At 58.3% G+C, this 24,929-nt stretch carries 22 protein-coding genes; 18 read left to right on the forward strand and 4 right to left on the reverse strand.

What is annotated here, in order from left to right; genetic code table 11:
- Positions 1 to 81 precede the first annotated feature (81 nt).
- From RHM69_RS28410 to RHM69_RS28425, 4 genes are all read left to right on the forward strand, one after another.
- Positions 82 to 1,749 carry a hypothetical protein gene (locus RHM69_RS28410; protein ID WP_282375491.1) on the forward strand — a complete coding sequence of 556 codons (1,668 nt, stop codon included), beginning with the start codon at positions 82 to 84 and terminating at the stop codon, positions 1,747 to 1,749.
- A gap of 128 nt (positions 1,750 to 1,877) precedes the next feature.
- Complete coding sequence (locus RHM69_RS28415) at positions 1,878 to 3,158, forward strand: O-antigen polymerase (RefSeq protein ID WP_282375489.1); 1,281 nt, start codon at positions 1,878 to 1,880, stop codon at positions 3,156 to 3,158.
- Between the two features lie 67 nt (positions 3,159 to 3,225).
- Positions 3,226 to 3,759: a glycoside hydrolase family 19 protein gene (locus tag RHM69_RS28420; protein ID WP_282375487.1), complete on the forward strand. Its 534-nt coding sequence runs from the start codon at positions 3,226 to 3,228 to the stop codon at positions 3,757 to 3,759.
- A complete protein-coding gene (locus RHM69_RS28425) occupies positions 3,756 to 4,313 on the forward strand; it encodes a lysis system i-spanin subunit Rz (RefSeq protein WP_282375486.1) in 558 nt (185 codons plus the stop codon). Before RHM69_RS28420 ends, RHM69_RS28425 begins: the two co-directional genes overlap by 4 nt.
- Here RHM69_RS28425 and RHM69_RS28430 read toward each other — a convergent pair.
- Positions 4,255 to 4,611 (reverse strand): hypothetical protein, encoded by a 357-nt coding sequence (locus tag RHM69_RS28430; RefSeq protein WP_282375485.1) that lies wholly within the window; start codon positions 4,609 to 4,611, stop codon positions 4,255 to 4,257. The two genes, RHM69_RS28425 and RHM69_RS28430, sit on opposite strands and share 59 nt — an antisense overlap.
- A gap of 513 nt (positions 4,612 to 5,124) precedes the next feature.
- Between RHM69_RS28430 and RHM69_RS28435 the strand changes: the two genes are divergently transcribed.
- Positions 5,125 to 6,768, forward strand: coding sequence for a Na+/H+ antiporter (locus RHM69_RS28435; RefSeq protein WP_014717228.1), 1,644 nt, complete (start codon positions 5,125 to 5,127; stop codon positions 6,766 to 6,768).
- A gap of 11 nt (positions 6,769 to 6,779) precedes the next feature.
- Here the strand turns inward: RHM69_RS28435 and dapC are convergent, their stop codons facing one another.
- The 3 genes from dapC to map form a co-directional block, all read right to left on the reverse strand.
- Positions 6,780 to 7,979, reverse strand: a complete 1,200-nt coding sequence (gene dapC / locus RHM69_RS28440; protein WP_019817861.1) for a succinyldiaminopimelate transaminase — start codon at positions 7,977 to 7,979, stop codon at positions 6,780 to 6,782.
- Between the two features lie 143 nt (positions 7,980 to 8,122).
- A complete protein-coding gene (locus RHM69_RS28445) occupies positions 8,123 to 10,825 on the reverse strand; it encodes a [protein-PII] uridylyltransferase (protein ID WP_073453970.1) in 2,703 nt (900 codons plus the stop codon).
- Between the two features lie 64 nt (positions 10,826 to 10,889).
- Positions 10,890 to 11,672, reverse strand: coding sequence for a type I methionyl aminopeptidase (gene map / locus RHM69_RS28450; RefSeq protein WP_003189156.1), 783 nt, complete (start codon positions 11,670 to 11,672; stop codon positions 10,890 to 10,892).
- Between the two features lie 388 nt (positions 11,673 to 12,060).
- On the opposite strand from map, the gene rpsB reads away from it, so the two are divergent.
- The 13 genes from rpsB to lpxA all read left to right on the forward strand — a co-directional run bounded on the left by rpsB (position 12,061) and on the right by lpxA (position 24,929).
- Positions 12,061 to 12,798 (forward strand): 30S ribosomal protein S2, encoded by a 738-nt coding sequence (gene rpsB, locus RHM69_RS28455; protein WP_003189158.1) that lies wholly within the window; start codon positions 12,061 to 12,063, stop codon positions 12,796 to 12,798.
- Between the two features lie 191 nt (positions 12,799 to 12,989).
- The gene (gene tsf, locus RHM69_RS28460; RefSeq protein WP_003189160.1) at positions 12,990 to 13,853 is read left to right on the forward strand and encodes a translation elongation factor Ts; all 864 of its coding nucleotides are present in this window, start codon (positions 12,990 to 12,992) and stop codon (positions 13,851 to 13,853) included.
- 210 nt (positions 13,854 to 14,063) lie between these two features.
- Positions 14,064 to 14,807: a UMP kinase gene (gene pyrH, locus RHM69_RS28465; RefSeq protein WP_003189161.1), complete on the forward strand. Its 744-nt coding sequence runs from the start codon at positions 14,064 to 14,066 to the stop codon at positions 14,805 to 14,807.
- On the forward strand, positions 14,804 to 15,361 hold the full coding sequence (gene frr, locus RHM69_RS28470; RefSeq protein ID WP_003189163.1) for a ribosome recycling factor: 558 nt from the start codon (positions 14,804 to 14,806) through the stop codon (positions 15,359 to 15,361). Before pyrH ends, frr begins: the two co-directional genes overlap by 4 nt.
- Positions 15,362 to 15,378: 17 nt before the next feature.
- Complete coding sequence (gene uppS / locus RHM69_RS28475) at positions 15,379 to 16,134, forward strand: polyprenyl diphosphate synthase (RefSeq protein WP_003189167.1); 756 nt, start codon at positions 15,379 to 15,381, stop codon at positions 16,132 to 16,134.
- On the forward strand, positions 16,135 to 16,941 hold the full coding sequence (locus RHM69_RS28480) for a phosphatidate cytidylyltransferase (protein ID WP_020300964.1): 807 nt from the start codon (positions 16,135 to 16,137) through the stop codon (positions 16,939 to 16,941).
- Entirely contained in the window at positions 16,938 to 18,128 is a 1,191-nt protein-coding gene (gene ispC / locus RHM69_RS28485; RefSeq protein ID WP_200600441.1) for a 1-deoxy-D-xylulose-5-phosphate reductoisomerase, read from the forward strand. Before RHM69_RS28480 ends, ispC begins: the two co-directional genes overlap by 4 nt.
- Before the next feature lie 53 nt (positions 18,129 to 18,181).
- Entirely contained in the window at positions 18,182 to 19,534 is a 1,353-nt protein-coding gene (gene rseP / locus RHM69_RS28490) for a sigma E protease regulator RseP (protein ID WP_014717233.1), read from the forward strand.
- Between the two features lie 74 nt (positions 19,535 to 19,608).
- Positions 19,609 to 21,996, forward strand: a complete 2,388-nt coding sequence (bamA, locus tag RHM69_RS28495; protein WP_200600440.1) for an outer membrane protein assembly factor BamA — start codon at positions 19,609 to 19,611, stop codon at positions 21,994 to 21,996.
- Between the two features lie 45 nt (positions 21,997 to 22,041).
- The gene (locus tag RHM69_RS28500; protein ID WP_003189173.1) at positions 22,042 to 22,545 is read left to right on the forward strand and encodes an OmpH family outer membrane protein; all 504 of its coding nucleotides are present in this window, start codon (positions 22,042 to 22,044) and stop codon (positions 22,543 to 22,545) included.
- Positions 22,546 to 22,548: 3 nt separating this feature from the next.
- Positions 22,549 to 23,604 carry a UDP-3-O-(3-hydroxymyristoyl)glucosamine N-acyltransferase gene (gene lpxD / locus RHM69_RS28505; protein WP_020300967.1) on the forward strand — a complete coding sequence of 352 codons (1,056 nt, stop codon included), beginning with the start codon at positions 22,549 to 22,551 and terminating at the stop codon, positions 23,602 to 23,604.
- Positions 23,605 to 23,715: 111 nt separating this feature from the next.
- A complete protein-coding gene (fabZ, locus tag RHM69_RS28510; protein ID WP_003172281.1) occupies positions 23,716 to 24,156 on the forward strand; it encodes a 3-hydroxyacyl-ACP dehydratase FabZ in 441 nt (146 codons plus the stop codon).
- Positions 24,153 to 24,929 (forward strand): acyl-ACP--UDP-N-acetylglucosamine O-acyltransferase, encoded by a 777-nt coding sequence (gene lpxA / locus RHM69_RS28515; RefSeq protein WP_014717236.1) that lies wholly within the window; start codon positions 24,153 to 24,155, stop codon positions 24,927 to 24,929. The genes fabZ and lpxA overlap by 4 nt, the downstream gene beginning before the upstream one ends.

Consider the following 24,929-nt stretch of genomic DNA (forward strand, 5'->3'; position numbering starts at 1 on the left):
GCCGTATACGGAACCGTACGTACGGTGGTGTGAGAGGACGGCGGATGTGAATCCGCCTCCTACTCGATCCCGGAGAAAAGAATGCCATACGACACCCTGAACCCAGTCCCGTCTACCGATCCTCGAGACCTGTATGACAATGCCGCCATCACGGACAAGTACGTGAATGGAGATCAACCTTTTGTCGCTGATCGACTTGGCAAGCAACGCCGAACCTGGATGGGAATGGAGGAAGACTTCAACAGCGCGCAGGAGGGTCGCGCCACTCAATTCGATCAGTTCTTGGCAGGTTCGGCTTTTGTTTGGCTTGGCGACTACGGTGCCGGAATCACATTTACCAGTCGCAGCCAATACACGGTGCGAAACGGTTACGCGTACCGATTGGCCGACTCCACCACCCTGCCATATACCACCACGGGCAATTGGGCGCTTGAGCAAACCAAGTTCAGCCTGATGAACTCCGACGATATTCTCCGGCAAGAGTTATCGCAGCCTTCAGGCGCTGGAATGCTCGGCTTTGTTGATTCGCAAACATACGCATCAGGAACTGTAGGTAGCGCCCTAAAAGCAATCCTGCGCCGAGCGATATTTGTTTCCCCCATTGGCGGAGGGGCAGATGACGCCGCCGCCATCAACAGCCTAATGTCGCCTAAGGGCGCTGGTGCTGACCTATTTTTCGAGCCTGGCGCTTACTCTCAGGGCGTACGCCTGACCGTTCCCGACGGCCAGCACTGGCATGGCGCGGGCGGTCAGCGCGGAACAACCTTTACCAAAATCGCTAACTGCGACGCTATTTACGTTGGCAACCTTTCGCGAATTTCCGATATCAACTTCGAGGGCGTTGGTGCCACCTTCACTGGCAAAGGAATTATTTGCGAAGGGTTCTCCGGAAGCGTCGAGCGTTGCCGTTCAAACCTGATGAATGGGTTTGCGCTCAGCTTCCCAGGTGCTGCAGGCGGATTTAACATCGCGTCGTTTGAGGGCAGCACATTCGAGCCGGCTACTGTCGCCGCGATTGACCTGGGGGGCGTGTCGACCGTTCGGCCAATCTTCTTCCGAGGGATTTGGTTGTCGGGCGGCTTCATGGACGTTACCGGGTCAGGCAACGGCTGCAGCATGAGCGAGTTTTACATGACCACGCTCAAGCACGGTGCCGGTGCTGGCTTGATGCACTTCGCAAATGGCCGCTTCGGGAATACCTCGCCCCTCATTGTCAGCGGCGGTGGCTCCACATTTACTGGGATCTCTTTTGCTGGCGCAGTGAATATCGTTTCTGGCGTAGGACACCGCTTTGCAGGATGTGAAGGCGAGATTACCGAGGATAGCGCAAGTAACTCAAACTCTTTCGATGCTCGAGGTACAGTTACAAACACTGGCTGGACGCAAGCGTCAGGTGCGGCGCCTTCGATTGGAAACGGCTCGCTGACCTTGAACTACGTCCGGTCAGGACGGGTCGTGACGGTACAACTTAGGCTTGAGTTCGGATCGACCACCACAGCGGGTGACGGCGCTGCACCCTGGACGTTCGCACTGCCGTTTGTTGCGACTCCTAACATCAATGCAGACGGGATGGCTGGTAATGCTTTTGACGCCAGCGCCTCAACCGACTTTGTCGTGTTTGGGCAGATCCCTGGTGGCGGAAGCCTGTTGAACTTCGGCCGTAACGGGGCAGGCGTCAGGGCGGGTACGCCATTCTCGTGGGCTGCGGGAGACAGGCTTTCGGCATCGTTGACCTACCTAGTCAGGTAGGCATGAAAAAATACCAAAGCTAGCATCCGTCCATTCGATATTTTTCTCGTGCTTGCGGAAGGGCTTAAATGCAATAATGCCCTCCGCAAGTAATCTAAATTTGGAACACGTCGAAGGGACTTGATAGGATGTTTAGCTTCGCTGTTGGCACAGTCTTGCTTATGATCGGAATCATAGCCGCTCTGATCTCAAGGGACAAATGGAGTCCGGCATCGGTGTTTCCGCTAACCTGGGCTTTTGGGCTTTGGGGTGTTAGTGCTTCTGAAGTCTTTGGTTTTTATCCAATAGAGTCAGAAGCACTTCTTCTTTATATTGCCGGCAGCTTAGTTTTCTCAATTGTCGGCATTGCAACTTATGAGATGTTGCGCAAATTAAACCGTAATACTGTTCCTTATGGTTATTTCTATAATCCTATAAATGCAAGAAAGATGGTGTTTTTCTTTTGTCTTCTTCACTTGGCTGTATTGCCAAGCATTTATATTGATCTCACAAGTCTCTCCCCGGATCTTGTTCAAGCTGCTTACATCGCAAGGCAGAGAAGCGTTGATGGCGACGACGTACTAGGTTGGGCGGCTTCAAATTATCTACAGGTCGGCACCATGCTGATCCCTCTTTTTGTTGTTTGCTATCTTAAAAAGTGGTGCTCAGCTTCTTCGCTACTAATAATATCAACCCCATGGGCTTTGCTCATTCTTCTTGCTTCTGGGCGTTCGGGTCTTCTGCAACTGCTGATAGGTGTGATGTTCATATGGGTTATCGTGCGCGGCAAGTTATCTGCCAAATTAGTAATTTGGGTCGGCGGATGCTTTCTTCTTGTTCTGATTGGCGGCGCGATTGCTACGGCAAAGGTTGCTCTTGATTCAGACGAAAGCGCTGGAGACTTTGTTTATACGTTTTTAGAGCACTTCGCAGGTTATGCGTTTCAGGGCCCTGTTCTGTTTGCTCGTTATTTTGATGGGGATATAAGTCTAGAGCCTCTATGGTCTCCATTCAGTTCTATGTGCCACATGCTTTCATTCGTCGGTCTATGCATTCCAGACCCTCAGCACTTAGCCTTCAACAGGTACGCTCCAGACCTAGAGGGTAATGTATACAGCATGTACTTTTCGTTATATCCAAAATTTGGTGTTCTCGGTGTAATTGCTTTCCTGTCTTTGTATTCAGCTATATCGACTTATACGTACTTTAAAGCGAAGGCAGGCAATGTTTACTACATGATGCTTGCTTCGTTTTTCATGTCGTCTATCGTGCTTTCGCTTTTCAGCGATCAGATATCAAGTTCATGGTGGTCACTCATAAAGTTGACCGTTCTGATAGCTCTGGTATTTTTCCTGTTCACGGATCGAAAAAAGATCAGGCGCGATCGAGCAATGATCAACCAATCAGCCGGCCAAACGCCTGCCACCTGACGACTGATTCGACAATCAGAAATAGCAGCCCGCCATTGAGCGGGCTTTTTTGTGCCCGGAGAAAGCCATGCCCATCACTGAGCAGCAACTGCTGCAGATCCTCCCGAACGCCGGCCGCAATGCCGGCGTTTTTGTTCCTGCCCTGAACACGGCCATGAACCACTACGGCATCGTGGGTACCGCGCGGGTCGCGGCGTTCATCGCACAGATTGGCCATGAGTCCGGACAGTTGCGCTGGGTGCGCGAGATCTGGGGTCCCACCGCGCAGCAGCTCAAATACGAAGGCCATGCAGATCTGGGCAACACCGAGAAGGGTGACGGACCCAAGTACCGTGGGCGCGGACTGATACAGGTTACCGGCCGTGCGAACTACAGGGCGTGCGGTGAAGCCCTGGGCCTGGACCTGATCAGCAAGCCAGAGTTGCTGGAGCTGCCGCAGCATGCGGCCATGTCGGCGGCTTGGTTCTGGTCGACGCGCGGCCTGAACACCCTGGCGGATCAGGGCGAGTTCGTGAAGATCACTCGGCGCATCAACGGGGGCGTGAACGGGTTGGCCGACCGCCAGGCGCTGTACGAAAAGGCGCTGAAGGTGCTGGCATGACGCCGGCGCAGAAGCTGGCCGGCCTGGCGGTGCTGATCCTGTTGCTGATGGCCGCCGCCGCTGGCGTCACCTGGCAGGTGCAGGACTGGCGGATGAGCAAGAAGCTCGCCGAGCAGGCCGGCCTGCACAAGGATGACCTGGCCGCTATCAGCAATGCCGCCGCCGCCCAGGTACGAGCCGAGCAGGACAGGCGCCTGGCCACCGAGAAACAGATCGCCACCCAGGACCAAAAACACATCAAGGAGTTATCCGATGCCCAACGTAACCAGGCTGCTCTGCGCGATCGCCTTGCCACTGCTGATGTGCGGCTGTCAGTCCTTCTCGACGCAACGGATTCAGCCAGTGGCTGCAACGTGCCTTCCGCCCCCGGCGCCGTCAGCGTGGTTCATGCAGCCCGTAGAGCCCAACTTGACCCAGCGCATGCTCAAAGAATTATCGGCATTACCGACTCCGGCGACCAAGGACTGATCGCGCTGCGGGCCTGTCAGGCATACGTCAGGACGGTGGCCCCCGGTACACTTTCAGTTCCAGCAGAAGCCGCTGATTCTCCCTGAACAGGTGATCTCGCTGCTCTGTGATCGTATCGATGGGGCGAAAGCTGTGATTGCCAGATGGGTCGTCGCCAATTTCTAACAGGCGAGCCTGAGCCCGCTTTAGCGATGCCTCGGCCTTGCTCTTGCCTGCCAGCAGCAGGTCATTCATCTGGACAAGCCCGGCAATGTTTGCCCTGGCCCTGGTCAGTAGCTGATAGGCGCTGTTCAGCTCATCCTCAAGCAGCGCGCATTGGTGCTGGTACATCTCAAGGGGAGTAGGGCAGCCGAGCCAATCATCGGTGTCCATGTCAACGTTCATAGCGTGAACCTCAAATACTGTATGTGTGTACAGTAATCGAGGTGTGGCAGGTTTGGGGAGTGGTGTTCGTCGGCAGGACGCCGGGGCGGGATTTCGCGTTGGAGCTTCTTCCCCAAAACGCAACCGTTTGGACCAATGTTTATTGGTTTTAGAAGAGTCGCAAAAGTGGGTATTTTTGGAGGGTGTTTTTAGGGTCAAGGCCTTGATATTAAAGGCCTTGAGCGTTTCTTATGCGGCATCCCAGGCTTTGATGCCGAAAAGGTGCAAGGTTTTGCTTGAAGCACTCAAGGAATTGCCCCCCTTTGGACGTATGAAAATGAAAGATCGCCGATTATGCCACGACCAGCGGGTTTCGGCGCCGCTCGTCAACAGCGTGCGACTTTTGCGCAAAGTGCCAGTGCGCAGCATAGGCGAGTAACATAGCCAGGTAACATAGCCGGGTAATATGGCACTTCAACGGCCAGTTGTTGCCTGATGTGTCGTTGCAAGTCGATTGTCCGGGAAACCCGCGTTATGCAAACCGCCTACACCGTTCTTATCCTGCTGATGCTGGTCAGCCTTTCGCGCCTGGTCGGGCGCATCATCCCACTGCCGTTGCCCCTGGTGCAGATCGCCGCCGGCGCCTTGCTGGCCTGGCCCACGTTGGGGCTGCATGTGGCGCTGGACCCGGAGCTGTTCCTGTTTCTGTTCCTGCCACCGCTGCTGTTTTCCGATGGTTGGCGCATGCCCAAGCGCGAGTTGTGGCGCCTGCGTGGTCCGATCCTGACGTTGGCGGTGGGGCTGGTGCTGTTCACCGTGGTGGGCGCTGGTTACTTTATTCATTGGTTGCTGCCCTCGATCCCCTTGCCGGTGGCCTTTGCCCTGGCAGCGGTTTTATCCCCGACGGACGCCGTGGCAGTGTCGGCCATTTCCCAGAACCGTTTGCCCAAGCCGCTGATGCACATGCTCCAGGGCGAAGCCTTGATGAATGACGCGTCGGGCCTGGTGACCTTCAAATTTGCCCTGGCCGCGGCGTTGACCGGGGTCTTTTCCCTGGCGGATGCCAGCCTGACGTTTGTACTGGTGGCAGTGGGTGGGTTGGCGATCGGCGTGGCGCTGAGCTGGCTGGTCGGCCGCCTGCGCGCCTGGATGATCGCGCGCGGTTGGGATGACCCGGCGACCCATGTGGTGTTCATGTTGCTGCTGCCCTTTGCTGCGTACGTACTGGCTGAACGCCTGGGCGCGTCCGGCATTCTCTCGGCGGTGGCGGCGGGCATGATGCAAAGCTGGCTCGACCTGCTGCCGCGCCAGACCAGCACGCGTTTGCTCAACCGCAGCGTCTGGTCGCTGCTGGAGTTTGCCTTCAATGGCCTGATTTTCCTGCTGCTCGGCCTGCAACTGCCGGACATCATCAAGGCTGTGGTCAGTCATGAAACCACGCTGTGGCCCACCTTGATGTATCGCTGCCTGGATGTGGTGGCGATCTTCCTGGTGCTGGTGGTATTGCGCTTTATCTGGGTGCAGAGCATCTGGCGGCTGTCGGGGTTGCTGCGCAGGCTGCGTGGCAAAAGCGCGCTGACCCTGGTGCCGACGGCCCGCTCCTGCTGGTTACTGACCGTCGGCGGTGTTCGCGGAGCGGTGACCCTGGCGGGCGTCATGTCGGTGCCCTTGTTGCTGGCGCCGGGCCAGGATTTCCCTGAGCGTGACCTGCTGATCTTTATCGCTGCCGGGGTGATCCTGCTGTCGCTGGTCGCTGCCTGCATCGCGCTGCCGTTACTGCTGCGTGGTGTCGAAAAAGGCCCGGATGAGAAGCGCCACAACGAAGTGCGCGAGGCCTGGAAGAAGACCGCCGTGGCGGCGATCCATGCGCTGGAGGCCCAGGAACCCGCCGAAGCCGAAACCCCGGATGCCGCTCAAGCTGCGCTGGCCACCGAGCTCAAGGCGCGGCTGATGGCGGAGTATCGTCATCAGTTGGATGTGTTTAATGATTCGGCTGAAGCCCAGGCGCTGGCGCTGCAGATGGACCAATTGGAGCGCAAGCTGCGGCTCAAGGCCCTACGCGCGCAACGGTTGGAGTTGTACAGCTTGAGCCGTCATCACCAGATTGGTGATGACGTGTTGAGGGAGGTGTTGGCGGAGTTGGATATGAGCGAGGCGAATTTGGGTCACATGAAGTGACCGGTAGGCCCTTAACGGCGACGCTGGATAAAGTCGCGAATCCGCTCAGCCGCTTCCACGCATTCGGCTAACGGCGCAACCAATGCCAGGCGCACACGCCCCGCGCCAGGGTTAAAGCCGTCCACTTCGCGCGACAGGTAAGAGCCCGGCACCACCGTCACATGTTCTTCCACGAACAAATCGCGGCAGAAAGTGGCGTCGTCACCCTCTACATTCGGCCACAGGTAAAAGCCGCCGTCCGGGCTTTGCACGTCCAGCACCGGCTCGAGGATCGCCAGCACCGCGTCGAACTTCTCGCGGTACAGGTCACGGTTGGCCAGTACGTGGGCTTCGTCCTGCCAGGCCGCAATGCTTGCAAGCTGGGTTTGCACGGGCATCGCGCAGCCGTGGTAGGTGCGGTACAGCAAAAAGGCTTTGAGGATCTCGGCGTCGCCGGCCACGAAGCCTGAGCGCAGGCCTGGCAGGTTGGAGCGCTTGGACAGGCTGTGGAACACCACGCAACGCTTGAAGTCCTGGCGCCCCAGCTCGACGCAGGCGCTGAGCAGGCCCGGCGGTGGGGTTTGCTCGTTAAAGTACAACTCGCTGTAGCACTCGTCGGCGGCGATGACGAAGTCATATTCGTCGGCCAGGGCGATGAGTTTTTTCAGGGTGTCGACCGGGATCAGCGCGCCGGTCGGGTTGCCTGGGGAGCACAGGAACAGGATCTGGCAACGTTTCCAGATGTCGGGGGAGACGGCGTCGAAGTCCGGGTTGAAGCCATTGCTGTCCAGGCACGGCAGGTAATGCGGCTTGGCCCCGGCCAGGAACGCGGCGCCTTCGTAGATCTGGTAGAACGGGTTGGGGCTCACCACCAGCGCGTCGTCGCCACGGTTGACCACGGTCTGGGTGAAGGCAAACAGCGCCTCGCGCGTACCGTTGACCGGCAGGATGTTGCGTGCCGGGTCCAGCCAGCCCTTGGGCACGTTGAAGCGACGTTCGCACCAGGCGCCGATGGCTTCGCGCAGGGCCGGAATACCCAAGGTGGTGGGGTACACCGCCATTTGATCGAGGTTATTGCTCAAGGCCTCGGCAACGAAGGCCGGTGAGGTGTGCTTGGGCTCGCCGATGGATAGCGCAATCGGGCGCTTGTCCGGGTTCGGCGTCACGCTGCCGAGCAGAGCGCGCAGTTTCTCGAAGGGGTAGGGCTGCAACTGGTTAAGGGCGTTGTTCATATAAGCCTCTGTCACGGTGAGCGCGGATCCTGTGGGAGCTGGCTTGCCTGCGATGGCCTCACTGCGGTCGACCTGACGCACCGAGGTGTCTGCATCGCAGGCAAGCCAGCTCCCACATGACTCCTGTTCACAAAGTTAAAAATTCAAATGGTCAGGCGTGTCAGCTCGACGCCGGGTTCCTGGCTCACGCTCAATTGCTCCACGATCGCCGCTTGCAAACGCAGGCACAGCTGCGGGTCGGACAGCGGCTGGTTATCGGCATCGGTGATAAAGAACACGTCTTCCACACGCTCGCCCAGGGTCGCAATCTTGGCGTTCTGCAACGACAGGTCGAACTCCAGGAAAATCCCGCCGATGCGTGCCAGCAGGCCCGGGCGATCCGGTGCGCTGAGCTCCAGCACCGTCACCGGTCGCTGTGCGTCGTTGGAGATGGTCACCTGGGGCGCAAAGGCAAAGTGCTTGAGCTGGCGCGGCACCCGGCGCTGGATGATGGTGGGGTAGTCGTCGGGGTTGCGCAGGGCTTCGGTAAGACCTTCGCGGATCTTTTTCACCCGCGCCGGGTTATCGCCAATTGAGTCGCCGTCGGTGTCGAGCACGATGTAGGTGTCGAGGGTGAACTGGCTGCTGGAGGTGATGACCCGGGCGTCGTGGATGTTCAGGTTGAGCTGGTCCATGGCCGCCACGGTCACGGCAAAGAAGTCGTGCTGGTCGGGGGCGTAGATGAAGATCTGCGTGCCGCCTTCGAATTCGCGCTGGGTGGTTTCCTTGATCAGGACCAACGGGCCGCCATCGGCGGGTTGCTGCAGGATCGCGTCGCTGTGCCAGGCCACGTCGCCGGCGGTGTGGCGCAGGAAGTAATCGTCACCCAGTTGCGACCAGAGTTGCTCGACGTCGTCCGGGTCGTTACCGCCGCGCACCAGGATATCCAGGGCTGCGCTTTGGGTGCGGCGGATCTGTTCTTCGCGGTCCACCGGGTTCTCCAGGCCACGGCGCAGGGCGCGCTTGGTCTCGGTGTATAGCTGGCGCAACAGGCTGGCGCGCCAGGAGTTCCACAGCGTCGGGTTGGTGGCGTTGATGTCGGAGACGGTCAGCACATACAGGTAATCCAGGCGGGTTTCATCGCCGACGATGCCGGCAAAGTCGTGGATCACCTGCGGGTCGGACAAGTCCTTGCGCTGGGCCGTGGTCGACATCACCAGGTGGTTCTGCACCAGCCAGACAATCAGGCGGCTGTCCCACACCGGCAACTGGTGGCGCTGGCAGAAGGCTTCGGCATCGACCGCGCCGATCTCCGAGTGGTCGCCATGCCTGCCCTTGCCGATGTCGTGGTACAAGCCGGCCAGGTAAATCAACTCGGGCTTGGGCAGCTTGGCCATCAGCTTACTGGCCAGCGGGAATTTCTCTGACACCTGGGTGTACTGCAACTTACGCAGATGCTTGATCAGGTTCAGGGTGTGGGCATCGACGGTATAGATATGGAACAGGTCGTGTTGCATCTGCCCGACGATAAAGCCGAACTCCGGCAGGTAGCGCCCGAGAATGCCGTAGCGGTTCATGCGCCGCAGGTTGCGATGGATGCCGATGCGGCACTTGAACAGCTCGATAAACAGGCTGGTGTTGCGGATATCGTTGCGAAAGTCGTCGTCGATCAGGTGACGGTTTTCCCGCAGCAAGCGGATGGTGTCGGCGCGCACGCCTTTGATCTCCGGCTGCTGGGCCATCAACACAAAGATTTCCAGCATGGCGAACGGTGTGCGGCGGAACACGTTGTCGTTACGCGCTTCGATATAGCCGTCATGCAGTTGGAAACGCGCGTTGATCGGCTGCGGCGGCGCTTCATCTTCGGGAGCCAGGATCACTTCTTCGAAGTGCTGGATGATCAAGTCGCTGAGCTGAGCAATGCTCATGACCACCCGGTAGTACTGCTGCATGAAGCTTTCAATGCTGGTCTTCGCATCTTCGCCTTCAAAGCCCAGAAGGGTAGCGATAGAGCGCTGGTGGTCGAAGAGCAGGCGGTCTTCGGAACGACCAGCCAGCATGTGCAGGGCGTAGCGCACCTTCCACAGGAATTCCTGGGACGAGGCCAGCAGAGTGTTTTCGCTCTCCACCAGAAAGCCTTCGCCAGCCAGGGCGCGCAGGTTCAGCGTGCCGTATTGGCGGCGCGCTACCCACAAAATCGTCTGGATATCCCGCAGCCCGCCCGGTGAGCCTTTGACGTTGGGTTCCAGGTTGTATTCGGTGTCGTTGTACTTGTGGTGCCGGGCTTTTTGTTCGGCGCGCTTGGCCAGGAAAAAGTCTTTGCTTGGCCACATGTGTGCGGTGCTGGTGACTTCGAGCATGCGCTGGCGCAGGCGCTCGGGGCCGCAGATGGTGCGGCTTTCCATCAGGTTGGTGACCACCGTCAAGTCGGCACGGGCCTCTTCGGCGCATTCGTCAACCGAGCGTACGCTCTGGCCGACTTCCAGGCCGATGTCCCACAGCAACGTCAGAAAGCGCTCGATGGAATCGCGAAAGGTCTCGTGATCGGCCTTGTCCAGCAGGATCAGCAGGTCAATGTCGGAGTAGGGGTGCAGTTCGCCGCGACCGTAGCCGCCGACCGCCACCAGGGCGATATCGGCGTCGAAACTCCAATTGAACTGCTCCCAGGCCTTTTGCAGGATGTTATCGACGAACCAGGCGCGGTCTTCGATCAGGCGGCGAATATCCCGGCCACTGCGAAAGCGCGCATCGAGCACCTCGCGGGCTTGGCGGATGGCCTTCTTGAAGGCGGAGATGGGGCTTGCCTTCAATGCCAGCTCGGCCTGGAACTGGCCACGGTCGAAGAGTTCGGGATCCACCTGGGGCATCGATCGGCTTTCCTTTCTATCTATCAGTCAGTCACAACACGCTGTGGGAAAACCTGGGCAGCCTTCAGGCCGAAACGCGTGGGATGGTGTCGTCGGCGCGCAGGGTGAAGATCTCATAACCGGTGTCGGTGACCAGCAGGGTGTGTTCCCACTGGGCTGAGAGCTTGCGGTCCTTGGTGATGGCGGTCCAGCCGTCGCCCAACACCTTGGTGTCGGCCTTGCCCTGGTTGATCATCGGTTCGATGGTGAAGGTCATGCCGGCCTTGAGTTCCATGCCGGTGCCCGCACGGCCGTAGTGCAGAATCTGCGGCTCTTCGTGGAACACTTTGCCGATACCATGGCCGCAGAATTCGCGCACCACCGAGAAGCCGTTCTTTTCCGCGTGCTTCTGGATCACTTCGCCAATGTCACCCAAGCGGCAGCCGGGTTTGACGATCTCGATGGCCTTGTACATGCATTCCTGGGTGACCTGGGACAGGCGCTCGGCCCACACCGGCACGTTACCGACGTGGAACATGCGGCTGGTATCGCCGTGGTAACCATCCTTGATCACCGTGACGTCGATGTTCAGGGTGTCGCCGTCTTTCAGTGGTTTGTCGCCCGGAATGCCGTGGCAGACCACGTGGTTGATCGAGGTGCAGATCGACTTGGGGAAACCTTTGTAATTCAGCGGGGCAGGGATGGCTTTTTGCACGTCGACTATATAGTCGTGGCAGATACGGTCCAGCGCTTCGGTGGTGACGCCGGGCTTGACGTGTTCGGCGATCATTTCCAGCACGTCGGCAGCCAGTTTGCCGGCAACGCGCATGCCTGCGATGTCTTCGGCGGTTTTCAAGGTAACGGTCATACAGGCTCTCTCTAGCGCGACGCGCTGAAATCAATACGGTTCACGGGGGGCGCGACAAAGGGTTACAACATTCGCGCAATTCCCAAAAAACGCGATTCTAACAGACGATGCTGGCAAATCATGCGCGTCTGGTGATCGCTTCTCTCTATGAGGTAGAGGCATGTTGGCTGTATTCAAGGGCTTACGCAAAGGCGGCGACCGGCAAATGTGATTGCGGGTTTCGTTTTTGCCGATGCTGTGGTATAAAATGCGCCGCTTTCCGGGGATACCCCGCAAAGCTTAAATCCACACACGTGTCGACACGATGACCTGGGTGCCGGAGGCCTTGATGCCGCTGGTTGGTCATTGGGATACGTGGAGGCCAAACCCGACTTATTAAGGAACTATCATGTCCCAAGTCAACATGCGCGATATGCTGAAGGCCGGTGTGCACTTCGGTCACCAGACCCGTTACTGGAACCCGAAAATGGGTAAGTACATTTTCGGCGCGCGTAACAAGATTCACATTATCAACCTTGAAAAAACCCTGCCAATGTTCAACGAAGCGCTGACTTTCGTAGAGCGTCTGGCCCAGGGCAAAAACAAGATCCTGTTCGTCGGCACCAAGCGTTCCGCTGGCAAGATCGTTGCTGAAGAAGCAGCACGTTGCGGTTCTCCGTACGTCGATCACCGCTGGTTGGGCGGCATGCTGACCAACTTCAAAACCATCCGTGCTTCCATCAAGCGTCTGCGTGACCTTGAAGTACAAGCCGAAGACGGTACTTTCGCCAAGCTGACCAAGAAAGAAGCGCTGATGCGCTCCCGTGATCTGGAAAAGCTCGATCGTTCCCTGGGTGGTATCAAGGACATGGGCGGTCTGCCTGACGCACTGTTCGTGATCGACGTTGATCACGAGCGCATCGCGATCACCGAAGCCAACAAGCTGGGCATCCCGGTTATCGGCGTAGTCGATACCAACAGCAGCCCGGAAGGCGTTGACTACATCATCCCAGGCAACGATGACGCAATCCGCGCTATCCAGCTGTACATGGGTTCGATGGCTGACGCTGTAATCCGTGGCCGCAACCACGTTGCTGGCGGTACCGAGCAGTTCGTTGAAGAAGCTCCGGTAGCTGCCGCTGAGTAACTGACGCCCTGGCGTTGACTCAGTAAGCAAAAAGGGGGCTTGGCCCCCTTTTTGCCACCTCGAAAACCATTTGTCGGCAGCGCAGCTACATTATTTGTAACGTGCAGCGGCCTACAACGGAGATTCGGGAAGAATTGATCGCCCGTTTGATCGGGTGGAATGGTTGAAAACCTATCCAAGAGGATTTTGAAATGGCAGAGATTACTGCAGCGTTGGTTAAAGAACTGCGTGAGCGTACTGGCGAAGGCATGATGGATTGCAAAAAGGCCTTGACCAAGGCCGGCGGCGACATCGAAAAAGCCATTGATGACATGCGTGCTTCCGGCGCCATCAAGGCTGCCAAGAAAGCAGGCAACGTGGCTGCTGAAGGCGCTATCGCTCTGAAAGAAGACGGCAAGTCCGCCGTTCTGCTGGAAGTGAACTCCCAGACCGACTTCCTGGCTCTGCAGGACGACTTCAAGGCATTCGTGGCTGCCAGCGTTGAAAAAGCGTTCGCCGAGAAAATGACTGACGCCGCTCCGCTGATCGAAGCTCAAGAAGCTGATCGCCTGGTACTGGTCGGCAAGGTTGGCGAAAACGTCAACATCCGTCGCCTGGTTCGCGTTGAGGGTGATGTGGTTGGTGGTTACCTGCACGGTAACAAGATCGGTGTTGCAGTTGTTCTGAAAGGCGGCGACGTTGAGCTGGCTAAAGACATCGCAATGCACGTTGCTGCAAGCAACCCTGAGTTCCTGCTGCCTTCGGAAGTGTCTGCCGACGCAATCGAACGTGAAAAAGCTGTGTTCCTGAGCCTCAACGCCGACAAGATCGCCGGCAAGCCAGAGAACATCGTTGAAAACATGATCAAAGGCCGTATCAGCAAGTTCCTGGCTGAAGCAAGCCTGGTTGAGCAGGCGTTCGTCAAGAACCCTGAAATCAAGGTTGGCGAACTGGCCAAGAAGGCCGGTGCTGAAATCGTTTCCTTCACTTACTTCAAAGTAGGCGAAGGCATCGAGAAGCCGGTCGACAACTTCGCTGAAGAAGTTGCTGCCCAGCTGGCTGCCGCCAAGCAATAAGACAGTTCCAAACTGTCGCCGAAAGAGGCTGCCCGCTCACGCGCGCAGCCTCTTTTCAAATGGGAAGGCCAATTTTATTTGGTTTCCTCTCGGAACTGGCTTACAAAGCCGTGTTCCGATGGCGCTGTGACAGCGTCCAGCTAGAGTGAACGCAAGCCGTAAACGGCTCGCCAAGAATTTTTTAAAAATACGCCGCAGGAGAGATTCGCAATGGCTCAGCAGGGCAGTGGTTATCAGGCTCGCTATAAACGCATTCTACTCAAGCTCAGCGGCGAGGCCCTGATGGGCTCGGAAGAGTTCGGGATCGACCCCAAGGTGCTTGACCGCATGGCGCTGGAAGTCGGCCAATTGGTCGGTATCGGTGTGCAGGTCGGCCTGGTGATTGGTGGTGGCAACCTGTTCCGCGGTGCGGCACTCAGTGCTGCCGGTATGGACCGGGTTACCGGCGACCACATGGGCATGCTGGCCACTGTGATGAACGCCCTGGCCATGCGCGACGCCCTGGAGCGCGCCAATATCTCGGCCATCGTGATGTCGGCTATTTCCATGGTTGGCGTGACAGATCATTATGATCGCCGCAAAGCCATGCGCCACCTGAACTCCAAGGAAGTGGTGATCTTTGCCGCTGGCACAGGTAACCCGTTCTTCACCACCGACTCGGCCGCATGCCTGCGTGCTATCGAAATCGATGCCGACGTGGTGTTGAAGGCGACCAAGGTGGATGGCGTTTACACTGCAGACCCATTCAAAGACCCGCATGCCGAGAAGTTCGATCATCTGACCTACGATGAAGTACTGGATCGCAAGCTGGGTGTCATGGACCTGACCGCTATCTGCCTGTGCCGCGACCACAAGATGCCGCTGCGCGTATTTAACATGAACAAGCCCGGCGCCCTGCTGAATATCGTACACGGCGGCGCAGAAGGGACTCTGATCGAGGAAGGCCAACAATGATCAACGAAATCAAGAAAGACGCCCAGGCGCGTATGCAGAAATCCCTGGAATCCTTGAGCCATGCCTTTGGCCAGATCCGTACTGGCAAGGCGCACCCAAGCATCCTGGGCAGCGTGATGGTGCCTTACTACGGTTCCGACACCCCGCTGAGCGGTGTAGCCAACGTGACCGTGAAGGATTCGCGCACCCTGCAAGTTGTGGCCTTCGAGCGCAACATGCTCGCGGCTGTCGACAAGGCTATCCAGAGTGCCGGCCTGAACCTCAACCCGACCAACCTGGGCGAGTTGCTGCTGATCTCCATGCCAGCCCTGACCGAAGAAACCCGAAAGGGCTTCACCAAGCAGGCGCGCAGTGCTGCTGAAGATGCGCGCGTTGCCGTGCGTAACATCCGCCGCGATGCGCTGGGCGACCTGAAGAAACTGGTCAAGGATAAGGAAATCAGCGAAGACGAAGAGCGCCGTGCCGTCGCTGATATCGACAAGCTGACCAAGGACGCCGAAGCCCAGATTACCAAGGCGACCGAAGAAAAAGAAAAGGACCTGATGGCCGTATAAGGGGTCAGGACGCCTTCATGGAAAAGACCAAGCAGACTGTGCCCTCCGTGGTGCCGCGCCATGTCGCGATCATCATGGATGGGAATAATCGCTGGGCGAAAAAACGCTTTATGCCGGGTGTTGCCGGGCATAAAGCGGGTGTTGACGCGGTAAGGGCGGTGATTGAAGTGTGCGCCGAGGCCAAGGTCGAAGTGCTGACCTTGTTCGCGTTCTCCAGTGAGAACTGGCAGCGGCCCGCCGATGAGGTCAGCGCCTTGATGGACCTGTTCTTCAAGGCCTTGCGTCGTGAGGCCAAGCGCCTCAATGACAACAACATCAGTCTGCGCATCATTGGTGATCGTTCGCGGTTCCATCCGGAGCTGCAAACGGCCATGCGCGAAGCCGAGGCCATCACTGCCGGCAGTAACCGTTTTGTACTGCAGATCGCAGCCAACTACGGTGGCCAGTGGGATATCGCCCAGGCTGCACAGCGGCTGGCCCGCGAAGTGCAGGCCGGCCATCTGCGCCCGGACGACATCACGCCCGAACTGTTGCAAACCTGCCTGGTGACCGGCGACCTACCGTTGCCGGACTTGTGCATTCGTACCGGTGGCGAGCATCGCATCAGCAATTTCCTGCTGTGGCAGCTGGCCTACACCGAGCTGTACTTCTCCGACCTGTTCTGGCCGGACTTCAAACACGATGCCATGCGTAATGCACTGGCCGATTTCGCTTCCCGTCAGCGTCGTTTCGGTAAAACGAGCGAGCAGATCGAAGCTGGAGCCCGGGTTTAAATGCTTAAACAACGAATCATCACGGCGCTGATCCTGCTGCCGATTGCCTTGTGCGGTTTTTTCCTGCTCGACGGTTCCGGCTTTGCGCTGTTCATCGGCTTGGTCGTGACCCTTGGGGCGTGGGAATGGGCGCGCCTGGCAGGTTTCGTCAACCAGTTGCCGCGTGTGGCCTACGCCGCCGTGGTCGCGCTGTTGTTGTTCTTCATGTACATCCTGCCGGACATCGCGCCCTGGGTGCTGGGAGCAGCAGTGTTGTGGTGGGCGTTGGCGACGTTCCTGGTACTCACCTATCCACGCACCAGTGGCCAATGGTCCAGCGTGGCCTGCAAGCTGGTGATCGGCCTGGCGATCCTGTTGCCGGCCTGGCAAGGGCTGGTGGAAATCAAGCGTTACCCGCTGGGCAACGAATTGATCCTGGCTGTAATGGTGTTGGTATGGGGTGCTGATATTGGTGCCTACTTCTCGGGTAGAGCCTTTGGCAAACGCAAGCTGGCCCCGGCCGTCAGCCCCGGCAAGAGCTGGGAAGGCGTATACGGCGGCCTGGCCTTGACGCTGCTGATCACCCTGGTGGTCGGTGTGGTGCGTGAATGGTCGGTAAAAGAAGTGCTTCTGGCCTTGCTGGGGACGGCTATTGTCGTCTTCATCTCGGTGGTGGGCGACCTTACCGAGAGCATGTTCAAACGCCAGGCGGGCATCAAGGACAGCAGTAACCTGCTGCCAGGCCATGGCGGTGTGCTTGACCGTATCGACAGCCTCACCGCTGCGCTGCCTATTTTTGCCGTGCTGTTGTGGATGATCGCTTCGTGAGCCGCCTGCAGCAGGTTACGGTGCTGGGCGCGACCGGCTCGGTCGGGCTCAGTACCCTTGACGTCATAGCGCGTCACCCCGATCGCTATCAAGTTTTCGCCCTGACCGGCTTCACGCGTTTGCGCGAGTTGCTGGCCTTGTGCGTGCGTCACTCGCCGCGCTTTGCCGTGGTGCCTGAGGCGGTTGCGGCTCGTAATCTGCAGGAGGATCTGCGGGCTGCCGGGCTGGCTACTCAGGTATTGGTCGGCGAGGCAGGGTTGTGCCAGGTCTCGGCCGATGCGGACGTGGATACCGTCGTGGCGGCGATTGTCGGTGCAGCCGGTTTGCGCCCGACCTTGGCGGCAGTCGATGCTGGCAAGAAAATCCTGCTGGCCAACAAAGAAGCCTTGGTCATGTCCGGCGCACTCTTTATGCAAGCGGTGCGTAAGAGCGGCGCGGTGCTGCTGCCTCTGGACAGCGAGCACAACGCCATCTTCCAGTGCATGCCCGGTGATTTTGCCCGCGGCTTGAGCCAGGTCGGCGTGCGCCGGATTTTGCTGACGGCATCGGGTGGCCCATTCCGCCAGACTCCGTCGGCCGAGCTGGACCATGTGTCTCCCGATCAGGCATGCGCTCACCCGAACTGGTCCATGGGGCGCAAAATCTCCGTGGATTCGGCGAGCATGATGAACAAGGGCCTGGAGTTGATCGAGGCATGCTGGCTGTTCGATGCGCGGCCTGACCAGGTTGAGGTGGTCATTCATCCACAAAGTGTGATCCATTCCCTGGTCGATTATGTGGATGGCTCGGTGTTGGCGCAGTTGGGTAACCCGGACATGCGCACACCGATCGCCAACGCCTTGGCGTGGCCTGAGCGGATTGATTCCGGCGTAGCACCGTTGGACCTGTTTGCAATTGCGCGCCTGGACTTCGAAGCTCCAGACGAGCAGCGTTTCCCTTGTTTGCGCCTGGCGCGGCAAGCGGCCGAGGCGGGTAACAGTGCCCCGGCGATGCTTAACGCGGCCAACGAAGTGGCCGTGGCGGCGTTTCTTGAACGGCGCATCCGCTTTCCGCAGATCGCGAGTATCATCGAGGACGTCCTGGCGCGTGAGCCGGTAGTGGCAGTGAATGACCTGGAGGCGGTGTTCGAGGCTGACACCAAGGCCCGAGCCCTGGCTGGGCAATGGTTGGATCGCAATGCGGGTTAGGCCGTGGGCAGGTTTGAGTCTTCAGGCATTGGATTGAAATGCGGAGAAATTAGATGAGTGCGCTCTACATGATTGTCGGCACCCTGGTTGCTCTGGGTGTGTTGGTGACCTTCCACGAATTCGGCCACTTCTGGGTGGCGCGTCGTTGCGGCGTCAAGGTATTGCGCTTTTCCGTCGGTTTCGGCATGCCGTTGTTGCGCTGGCATGATCGCCGCGGCACTGAGTTTGTCATTGCTGCTATCCCGTTGGGCGGCTACGTCAAGATGCTCGATGAGCGGGAAGGCGAAGTGCCTGCAGACCAATTGGACCAATCCTTCAATCGCAAGACCGTTCGTCAGCGTATCGCGATTGTCGCGGCGGGGCCGATTGCCAACTTCCTGTTGGCGATGGTGTTCTTCTGGGTTTTGGCCATGCTGGGCAGCCAGCAGGTGCGCCCGGTCATTGGCGCGGTCGAAGCCGACAGCATCGCGGCCAAGGCGGGCCTGACGGCAGGGCAGGAAATTGTATCGATTGATGGCGAACCCACCACAGGGTGGGGCGCGGTCAATTTGCAGTTGGTGCGTCGCCTGGGTGAAAGCGGCACCGTCAATGTGGTGGTGCGTGATCAGGACTCCAGCGCCGAAACCCCGCGGGCATTGGCGCTGGACCATTGGCTCAAGGGCGCCGATGAGCCCGATCCGATCAAATCCCTGGGGATCCGCCCTTGGCGTCCGGCCTTGCCGCCGGTGCTGGCCGAACTCGATCCAAAGGGGCCGGCCCAGGCTGCTGGCCTGAAAACCGGTGATCGCCTGTTGGCCCTTGATGGTCAGGCGCTGGGTGACTGGCAGCAGGTGGTCGACCTGGTGCGTGTGCGCCCTGATACCAAAATTGTGCTGAAAGTTGAGCGCGAGGGTGCTCAAATCGACGTCCCCGTGACCTTGTCGGTGCGAGGCGAAGCCAAGGCGGCCGGGGGATACCTGGGTGCCGGGGTCAAAGGTGTCGAATGGCCGCCATCGATGGTGCGAGAGGTCAGCTTCGGGCCTTTGGCCGCGATTGGCGAGGGTGCGAAACGCACCTGGACCATGAGCGTGCTGACCCTCGAATCCCTCAAGAAAATGTTGTTCGGTGAGCTCTCGGTAAAAAACTTGAGTGGACCGATAACCATTGCTAAAGTGGCGGGCGCTTCTGCCCAGTCGGGTGTCGCGGATTTCCTGAATTTCCTGGCTTATCTGAGTATTAGCCTTGGGGTTCTGAATTTGCTGCCCATTCCAGTATTGGATGGGGGGCATCTGCTGTTTTATCTGGTCGAGTGGGTGCGTGGTCGCCCCTTGTCGGATCGGGTGCAGGGTTGGGGGATACAGATTGGTATCAGTTTGGTGGTCGGGGTGATGTTGTTAGCCTTGGTCAACGATCTGGGACGTCTGTAACGCTTCGCTGAATTGCGAATCTGCCGCATTTTGCGGCAGTTTGTTTATTGCCAGTTGGAATAAGAAAGGACTTCATGAAACGTCTGCTGCTAACTGCGGTTCTCACCGTATTGATGATCGCCGAAGTTCACGCCGAGTCCTTCACCATCTCCGATATTCGCGTCAACGGCCTCCAGCGGGTTTCCGCGGGTAGCGTCTTTGGTGCCTTGCCGTTGAACGTCGGGGAACAGGCGGATGATCGTCGCCTGGTGGAATCCACTCGTGCGCTGTTCAAAACCGGGTTCTTTCAAGATATCCAACTGGGTCGCGAAGGTAACGTCCTGGTCATCACGGTCGTCGAGCGACCTTCCGTCGCGAGTATCGCGATCGAAGGTAACAAGGCCATCTCCACTGAAGACCTGATGAAGGGCCTGAAGCAATCGGGCCTGGCCGAGGGCGAGATCTTCCAGCGCGCAACCCTTGAGGGCGTGCGTAACGAGTTGCAACGCCAGTACGTTGCCCAGGGCCGCTACTCCGCGACCGTGGAAACCGAAGTGATCCCCCAGCCTCGTAACCGTGTGGGCCTGAAGGTCAACATCAACGAAGGCACCGTGGCCGCCATCCAGCACATCAACGTCGTGGGCAACACCAAGTTCCCTGATGAAGACCTGGTCGACCTGTTCGAACTCAAGACCACCAACTGGTTGTCGTTCTTCAAGAACGATGACAAGTACGCCCGTGAAAAACTCTCCGGTGACCTGGAACGCCTGCGCTCTTACTACCTGGACCGTGGCTACATCAACATGGACATCGCTTCGACCCAGGTGTCCATCACCCCGGACAAGAAGCACGTCTACATTACCGTCAACGTCAACGAAGGTGAGAAGTACAAGGTTCGTGACGTCAAGCTCAGCGGTGACCTGAAAGTGCCTGAAGACCAGGTCAAGTCCCTGTTGCTGGTGCAGAAGGACCAGGTGTTCTCGCGCAAGCTGATGACCACTACCTCTGAGCTGATCACCCGCCGCCTGGGTAACGAAGGCTATACCTTCGCCAACGTCAACGGCGTGCCGACCTCGAATGATGAAGACCACACCGTGGACATCACCTTCGTCGTCGATCCTGGCAAGCGTGCCTACGTCAACCGCATCAACTTCCGAGGCAACACCAAGTCTGCGGACGAAGTGCTGCGTCGTGAAATGCGTCAGATGGAAGGTGGCTGGGCTTCGACCTACCTGATCGACCAATCCAAGACCCGTCTTGAGCGCCTGGGCTTCTTCAAGGAAGTCAACGTCGAAACCCCGGCCGTACCGGGTGTGGATGACCAGGTTGACGTGAACTACGCCGTTGAAGAACAAGCCTCGGGTTCGATCACTGCCAGTGTCGGTTTCGCCCAGAGCGCCGGTTTGATCCTGGGTGGTTCCATCACGCAGAACAACTTCCTGGGTACCGGTAACCGTGTGTCCATCGGCCTGACCCGCAGCGAATACCAGAGCCGATACAACTTCGGCTACACCGACCCCTACTGGACCGCAGACGGTGTGAGCCTGGGCTACAACGCCTTCTACCGCACCACCGACTACAAAGACCTCGATGTTGACGTTGCAAGCTATGCGATCGACAGCCTGGGTGCTGGTGTCAACGTGGGTTACCCGATCAGCGAAACCTCGCGCCTGACCTTTGGCCTTACCGCCCAGCAGGATGAGATCAAGACCGGTGTGTACACCGTGGACGAAATCTTCGACTTCACCCGTCGTGAAGGCGACAAGTTCCTGAACTTCAAGGCGTCTGCCGGTTGGTCCGAGTCGACCCTGAACAAAGGCGTACTGGCAACCCGCGGCCACTCCCAGAGCCTGACTGCGGAAGTCACCACGCCGGGCAGCGACCTGTCGTTCTTCAAGCTCGACTACCGTGGCCAGTTGTTCCAGCCGTTGAGCGATAACTACACCATGCGCCTGCACACAGAGCTGGGCTATGGCGACGGTTATGGTTCGACCGATGGCTTGCCGTTCTATGAAAACTACTATGCAGGTGGTTTCAATTCGGTACGTGGTTTCAAGGACAGCACCTTGGGTCCGCGTGGTACGCCAAGCCGCGGTGTTGACCGGACTGGTAACCAGGGCACTGTCGCTGACTCGGACAACGACCCGCTGCCATTCGGTGGTAACGTGTTGATCCAGGGTGGTGCGGAGATTCTGTTCCCGCTGCCGTTCGTCAAGGACCAGCGTTCCCTGCGTACTTCGGTCTTCTGGGACGTGGGTAACGTGTTCGACTCCAAGTGCGAACAGATCAAGAACCCAAGTGGCTTGAAGTCCAACACTCAGTGCAACGACGTAAGCCTCAGCAACCTGGCGAGCTCCGTGGGCGTGGGTGTGACCTGGGTGACTGCGCTGGGCCCGTTGAGCTTTGCTCTGGCCATGCCGATCAAGAAACCGGATAACGCTGAAACCCAGATTTTCCAATTCTCCCTCGGCCAGACGTTCTAAGCGTCTGACCTAAGATAACGACAACGGATTCTGTAGGAGTACATCGTGCGTAAGTTGACTCAATTGGTCTTGCTGGCCACTGTGCTGGTCACCACCCCGGCCTTCGCCGAAATGAAAATCGCGGTCCTGAACTATCAGATGGCCCTGCTGGAATCCGATGCGGCCAAGCGATATGCCGTGGATGCCGAGAAGAAATTCGGTCCGCAACTGACCAAACTCAAGACGCTGGAAAGCAGCGCCAAGGGTATCCAGGACCGCCTGGTAGCCGGTGGCGACAAGATGCAGCAAGGCGAGCGCGAGCGTCTGGAGCTTGAATTCAAGCAAAAGGCCCGTGACTACCAGTTCCAATCCAAGGAGCTGAACGAAGCCAAGGCTGTGGCCGACCGCGAAATGCTCAAGCAGCTCAAGCCTAAATTGGACAGCGCTGTGGAAGAAGTCATCAAGAAGGGTGCCTTTGACCTGGTGTTCGAGCGTGGCGCCGTGATCGACGTCAAGCCTCAATACGACATCACCCGCCAGGTGATCGAGCGCATGAACCAGCTGAAGTAAACCATGACAGCGACTATCAAACTCGGCGAGTTGGCCGAGTTCCTGGGGGCCACCTTACGTGGCTCCAAGGAGAAAGAAATCACTGGGCTAGCCACCTTGCAGGAGGCTGGCCCAGCTCAGTTGAGCTTCCTCGCAAATCCTCAATACCGTAAATACCTGGTCGACTGCCAGGCCGCAGCCGTGTTGCTGAAGGCCGCTGACGCCGAAGGGTTTACCGGGGATGCGCTGGTGGTGGCCGACCCGTACCTGTCGTACGCCAAGGCGTCGCACCTGTTCGATCCCAAGCCGAAGGCGGCTGGCGGTATTCACCCGTCTGCCGTGATCGCCGAGGATGCCCAGGTTGACCCTGCCGCCAGCATCGGTGCGTTTGCCGTGATCGAGAGCGGGGTGCGTATTGGTGCTGGTGTCACCGTGGGTGCCCACTGCTTTATCGGTGCACGCTGTGAAATTGGTGCCGATGGTTGGCTAGCCCCCCGCGTGACGCTCTACCACGATGTGCGTATTGGTCAACGTGTGGTCATACAGTCCGGTGCTGTTATCGGCGGCGAAGGCTTTGGCTTTGCCAACTCCAAAGGTGTCTGGCACAAGATTGCCCAGGTCGGTGGCGTACTGATCGGCGACGATGTGGAGATCGGTGTGAACACTGCTGTGGATCGCGGAGCCTTGGCCGATACCGTGATCGGTAACGGTGTGAAGCTCGATAACCAGATCCAGATCGCTCACAACGTACAGATTGGCGATCACACCGCCATGGCCGCCTGCGTGGGTATTTCCGGCAGCACCAAGATCGGCAAGCATTGCATGCTCGCCGGTGGCGTGGGACTGGTGGGGCATATCGACATTTGCGACAACGTCTTCATCACCGGCATGACCATGGTGACCCACTCGATCACAGAGCCAGGGGCCTATTCATCCGGTACCGCGATGCAACCTGCGGCCGAATGGCGCAAGAGTGCCGCGCGTTTGAGGAAGATCGACGACATGGCACGACGTATCAAACAGCTTGAAAAGCGTGTCGGGGACGTGACCCCTGGCGGTAATGCTTCATCAGAAGGCTGATACCATTTCCATATCAAGTGTGCGCGGCCGCTAGACGGCCTCCTTGATTTGCTAGCGGGGCGTGCGCCTGGTGCGCCCGCCCCCAATCTTTATTACAGGCTTCCCCCCGAAATGATGGACATCAACGAGATTCGCGAATACCTGCCTCACCGTTACCCGTTCCTGCTGGTGGACCGCGTAGTGGACCTCAACGTCGAGGAAAAGCGCATTCGTGCCTACAAGAATGTCAGCATCAACGAACCATTCTTCAATGGTCACTTTCCTGCGCATCCAATCATGCCAGGTGTGTTGATCATCGAAGCCATGGCCCAGGCTGCCGGTATCCTTGGTTTCAAAATGCTCGACCTCAAGCCTGCCGACGGCACGCTTTACTATTTCGTGGGTTCCGACAAACTGCGTTTTCGCAACCCGGTCACCCCGGGTGACCAGTTGATCCTGGAAGCCAAGTTCATCAGTTGCAAACGCCAGATCTGGAAGTTTGAATGCCAGGCCTCGGTAGATGGCAAGCCGGTGTGCTCTGCCGAGATCATCTGTGCGGAACGCAAACTATGAGTTTGATTGACCCTCGCGCAATCATCGATCCGTCGGCCGTACTGGCCGCCGACGTTGAGGTCGGCCCTTGGTCGATCGTCGGCGCAGGTGTGGAAATCGGCGAGGGGACTGTCATCGGGCCGCACGTGATCCTCAAGGGTCCCACCCGAATTGGCAAACACAATCGTATCTACCAGTTTTCCTCGGTAGGCGAAGACACCCCGGACATGAAGTACAAGGGTGAAGAAACACGCCTGGTCATCGGTGACCACAACATCATTCGTGAAGGCGTCACCATTCACCGCGGCACCGTGCAGGATCGCGCCGAAACCACCTTAGGTGATCACAATCTGGTCATGGCCTATGCGCACATCGGCCATGACAGCGTGATCGGCAACCATTGTATTCTGGTCAACAACACTGCGTTGGCAGGCCATGTGCACGTTGATGACTGGGCGATCCTCTCCGGTTTTACCCTGGTGCATCAATACTGCCACATCGGCGCCCACAGCTTTTCCGGCATGGGCACCGCCATCGGCAAGGATGTCCCGGCGTTCGTGACGGTGTTCGGCAACCCTGCCGAAGCCCGTAGCATGAACTTCGAGGGCATGCGTCGTCGCGGTTTCAGCGAAGACGCCATCCACGCCCTGCGCCGTGCCTACAAGACGGTTTACCGCCAAGGGTTGACCGTGGAACAGGCCTTGGCCGAGTTGGCCGAGCCTGCCACGCAGTTCTCGGAAGTCGCGGTGTTCCGTGACTCCATCCAGACCTCGACTCGCGGCATCACTCGCTGA

Source organism: Pseudomonas sp. CCI1.1 (assembly GCF_034348165.1).
In the GTDB taxonomy this organism is placed as follows: Bacteria; Pseudomonadota; Gammaproteobacteria; order Pseudomonadales; family Pseudomonadaceae; genus Aquipseudomonas; species Aquipseudomonas paracarnis.

What these genes read in the sequence shown, in the direction of transcription:
- tsf (WP_003189160.1), top strand. Translation starts at nt 12,990, where the DNA reads ATGGCAGAGATTACTGCAGCGTTGGTTAAAGAACTGCGTGAGCGTACT.
- pyrH (WP_003189161.1), top strand. Translation starts at nt 14,064, where the DNA reads ATGGCTCAGCAGGGCAGTGGTTATCAGGCTCGCTATAAACGCATTCTA.
- lpxD (WP_020300967.1), top strand. Translation starts at nt 22,549, where the DNA reads ATGACAGCGACTATCAAACTCGGCGAGTTGGCCGAGTTCCTGGGGGCC.
- rpsB (WP_003189158.1), top strand. Translation starts at nt 12,061, where the DNA reads ATGTCCCAAGTCAACATGCGCGATATGCTGAAGGCCGGTGTGCACTTC.
- bamA (WP_200600440.1), top strand. Translation starts at nt 19,609, where the DNA reads ATGAAACGTCTGCTGCTAACTGCGGTTCTCACCGTATTGATGATCGCC.
- RHM69_RS28415 (WP_282375489.1), top strand. Translation starts at nt 1,878, where the DNA reads ATGTTTAGCTTCGCTGTTGGCACAGTCTTGCTTATGATCGGAATCATA.
- fabZ (WP_003172281.1), top strand. Translation starts at nt 23,716, where the DNA reads ATGATGGACATCAACGAGATTCGCGAATACCTGCCTCACCGTTACCCG.
- RHM69_RS28425 (WP_282375486.1), top strand. Translation starts at nt 3,756, where the DNA reads ATGACGCCGGCGCAGAAGCTGGCCGGCCTGGCGGTGCTGATCCTGTTG.
- RHM69_RS28430 (WP_282375485.1), bottom strand. Translation starts at nt 4,611, where the DNA reads ATGAACGTTGACATGGACACCGATGATTGGCTCGGCTGCCCTACTCCC.
- RHM69_RS28410 (WP_282375491.1), top strand. Translation starts at nt 82, where the DNA reads ATGCCATACGACACCCTGAACCCAGTCCCGTCTACCGATCCTCGAGAC.
- RHM69_RS28435 (WP_014717228.1), top strand. Translation starts at nt 5,125, where the DNA reads ATGCAAACCGCCTACACCGTTCTTATCCTGCTGATGCTGGTCAGCCTT.
- rseP (WP_014717233.1), top strand. Translation starts at nt 18,182, where the DNA reads ATGAGTGCGCTCTACATGATTGTCGGCACCCTGGTTGCTCTGGGTGTG.
- uppS (WP_003189167.1), top strand. Translation starts at nt 15,379, where the DNA reads ATGGAAAAGACCAAGCAGACTGTGCCCTCCGTGGTGCCGCGCCATGTC.
- lpxA (WP_014717236.1), top strand. Translation starts at nt 24,153, where the DNA reads ATGAGTTTGATTGACCCTCGCGCAATCATCGATCCGTCGGCCGTACTG.
- frr (WP_003189163.1), top strand. Translation starts at nt 14,804, where the DNA reads ATGATCAACGAAATCAAGAAAGACGCCCAGGCGCGTATGCAGAAATCC.
- RHM69_RS28420 (WP_282375487.1), top strand. Translation starts at nt 3,226, where the DNA reads ATGCCCATCACTGAGCAGCAACTGCTGCAGATCCTCCCGAACGCCGGC.
- map (WP_003189156.1), bottom strand. Translation starts at nt 11,672, where the DNA reads ATGACCGTTACCTTGAAAACCGCCGAAGACATCGCAGGCATGCGCGTT.
- dapC (WP_019817861.1), bottom strand. Translation starts at nt 7,979, where the DNA reads ATGAACAACGCCCTTAACCAGTTGCAGCCCTACCCCTTCGAGAAACTG.
- RHM69_RS28445 (WP_073453970.1), bottom strand. Translation starts at nt 10,825, where the DNA reads ATGCCCCAGGTGGATCCCGAACTCTTCGACCGTGGCCAGTTCCAGGCC.
- RHM69_RS28480 (WP_020300964.1), top strand. Translation starts at nt 16,135, where the DNA reads ATGCTTAAACAACGAATCATCACGGCGCTGATCCTGCTGCCGATTGCC.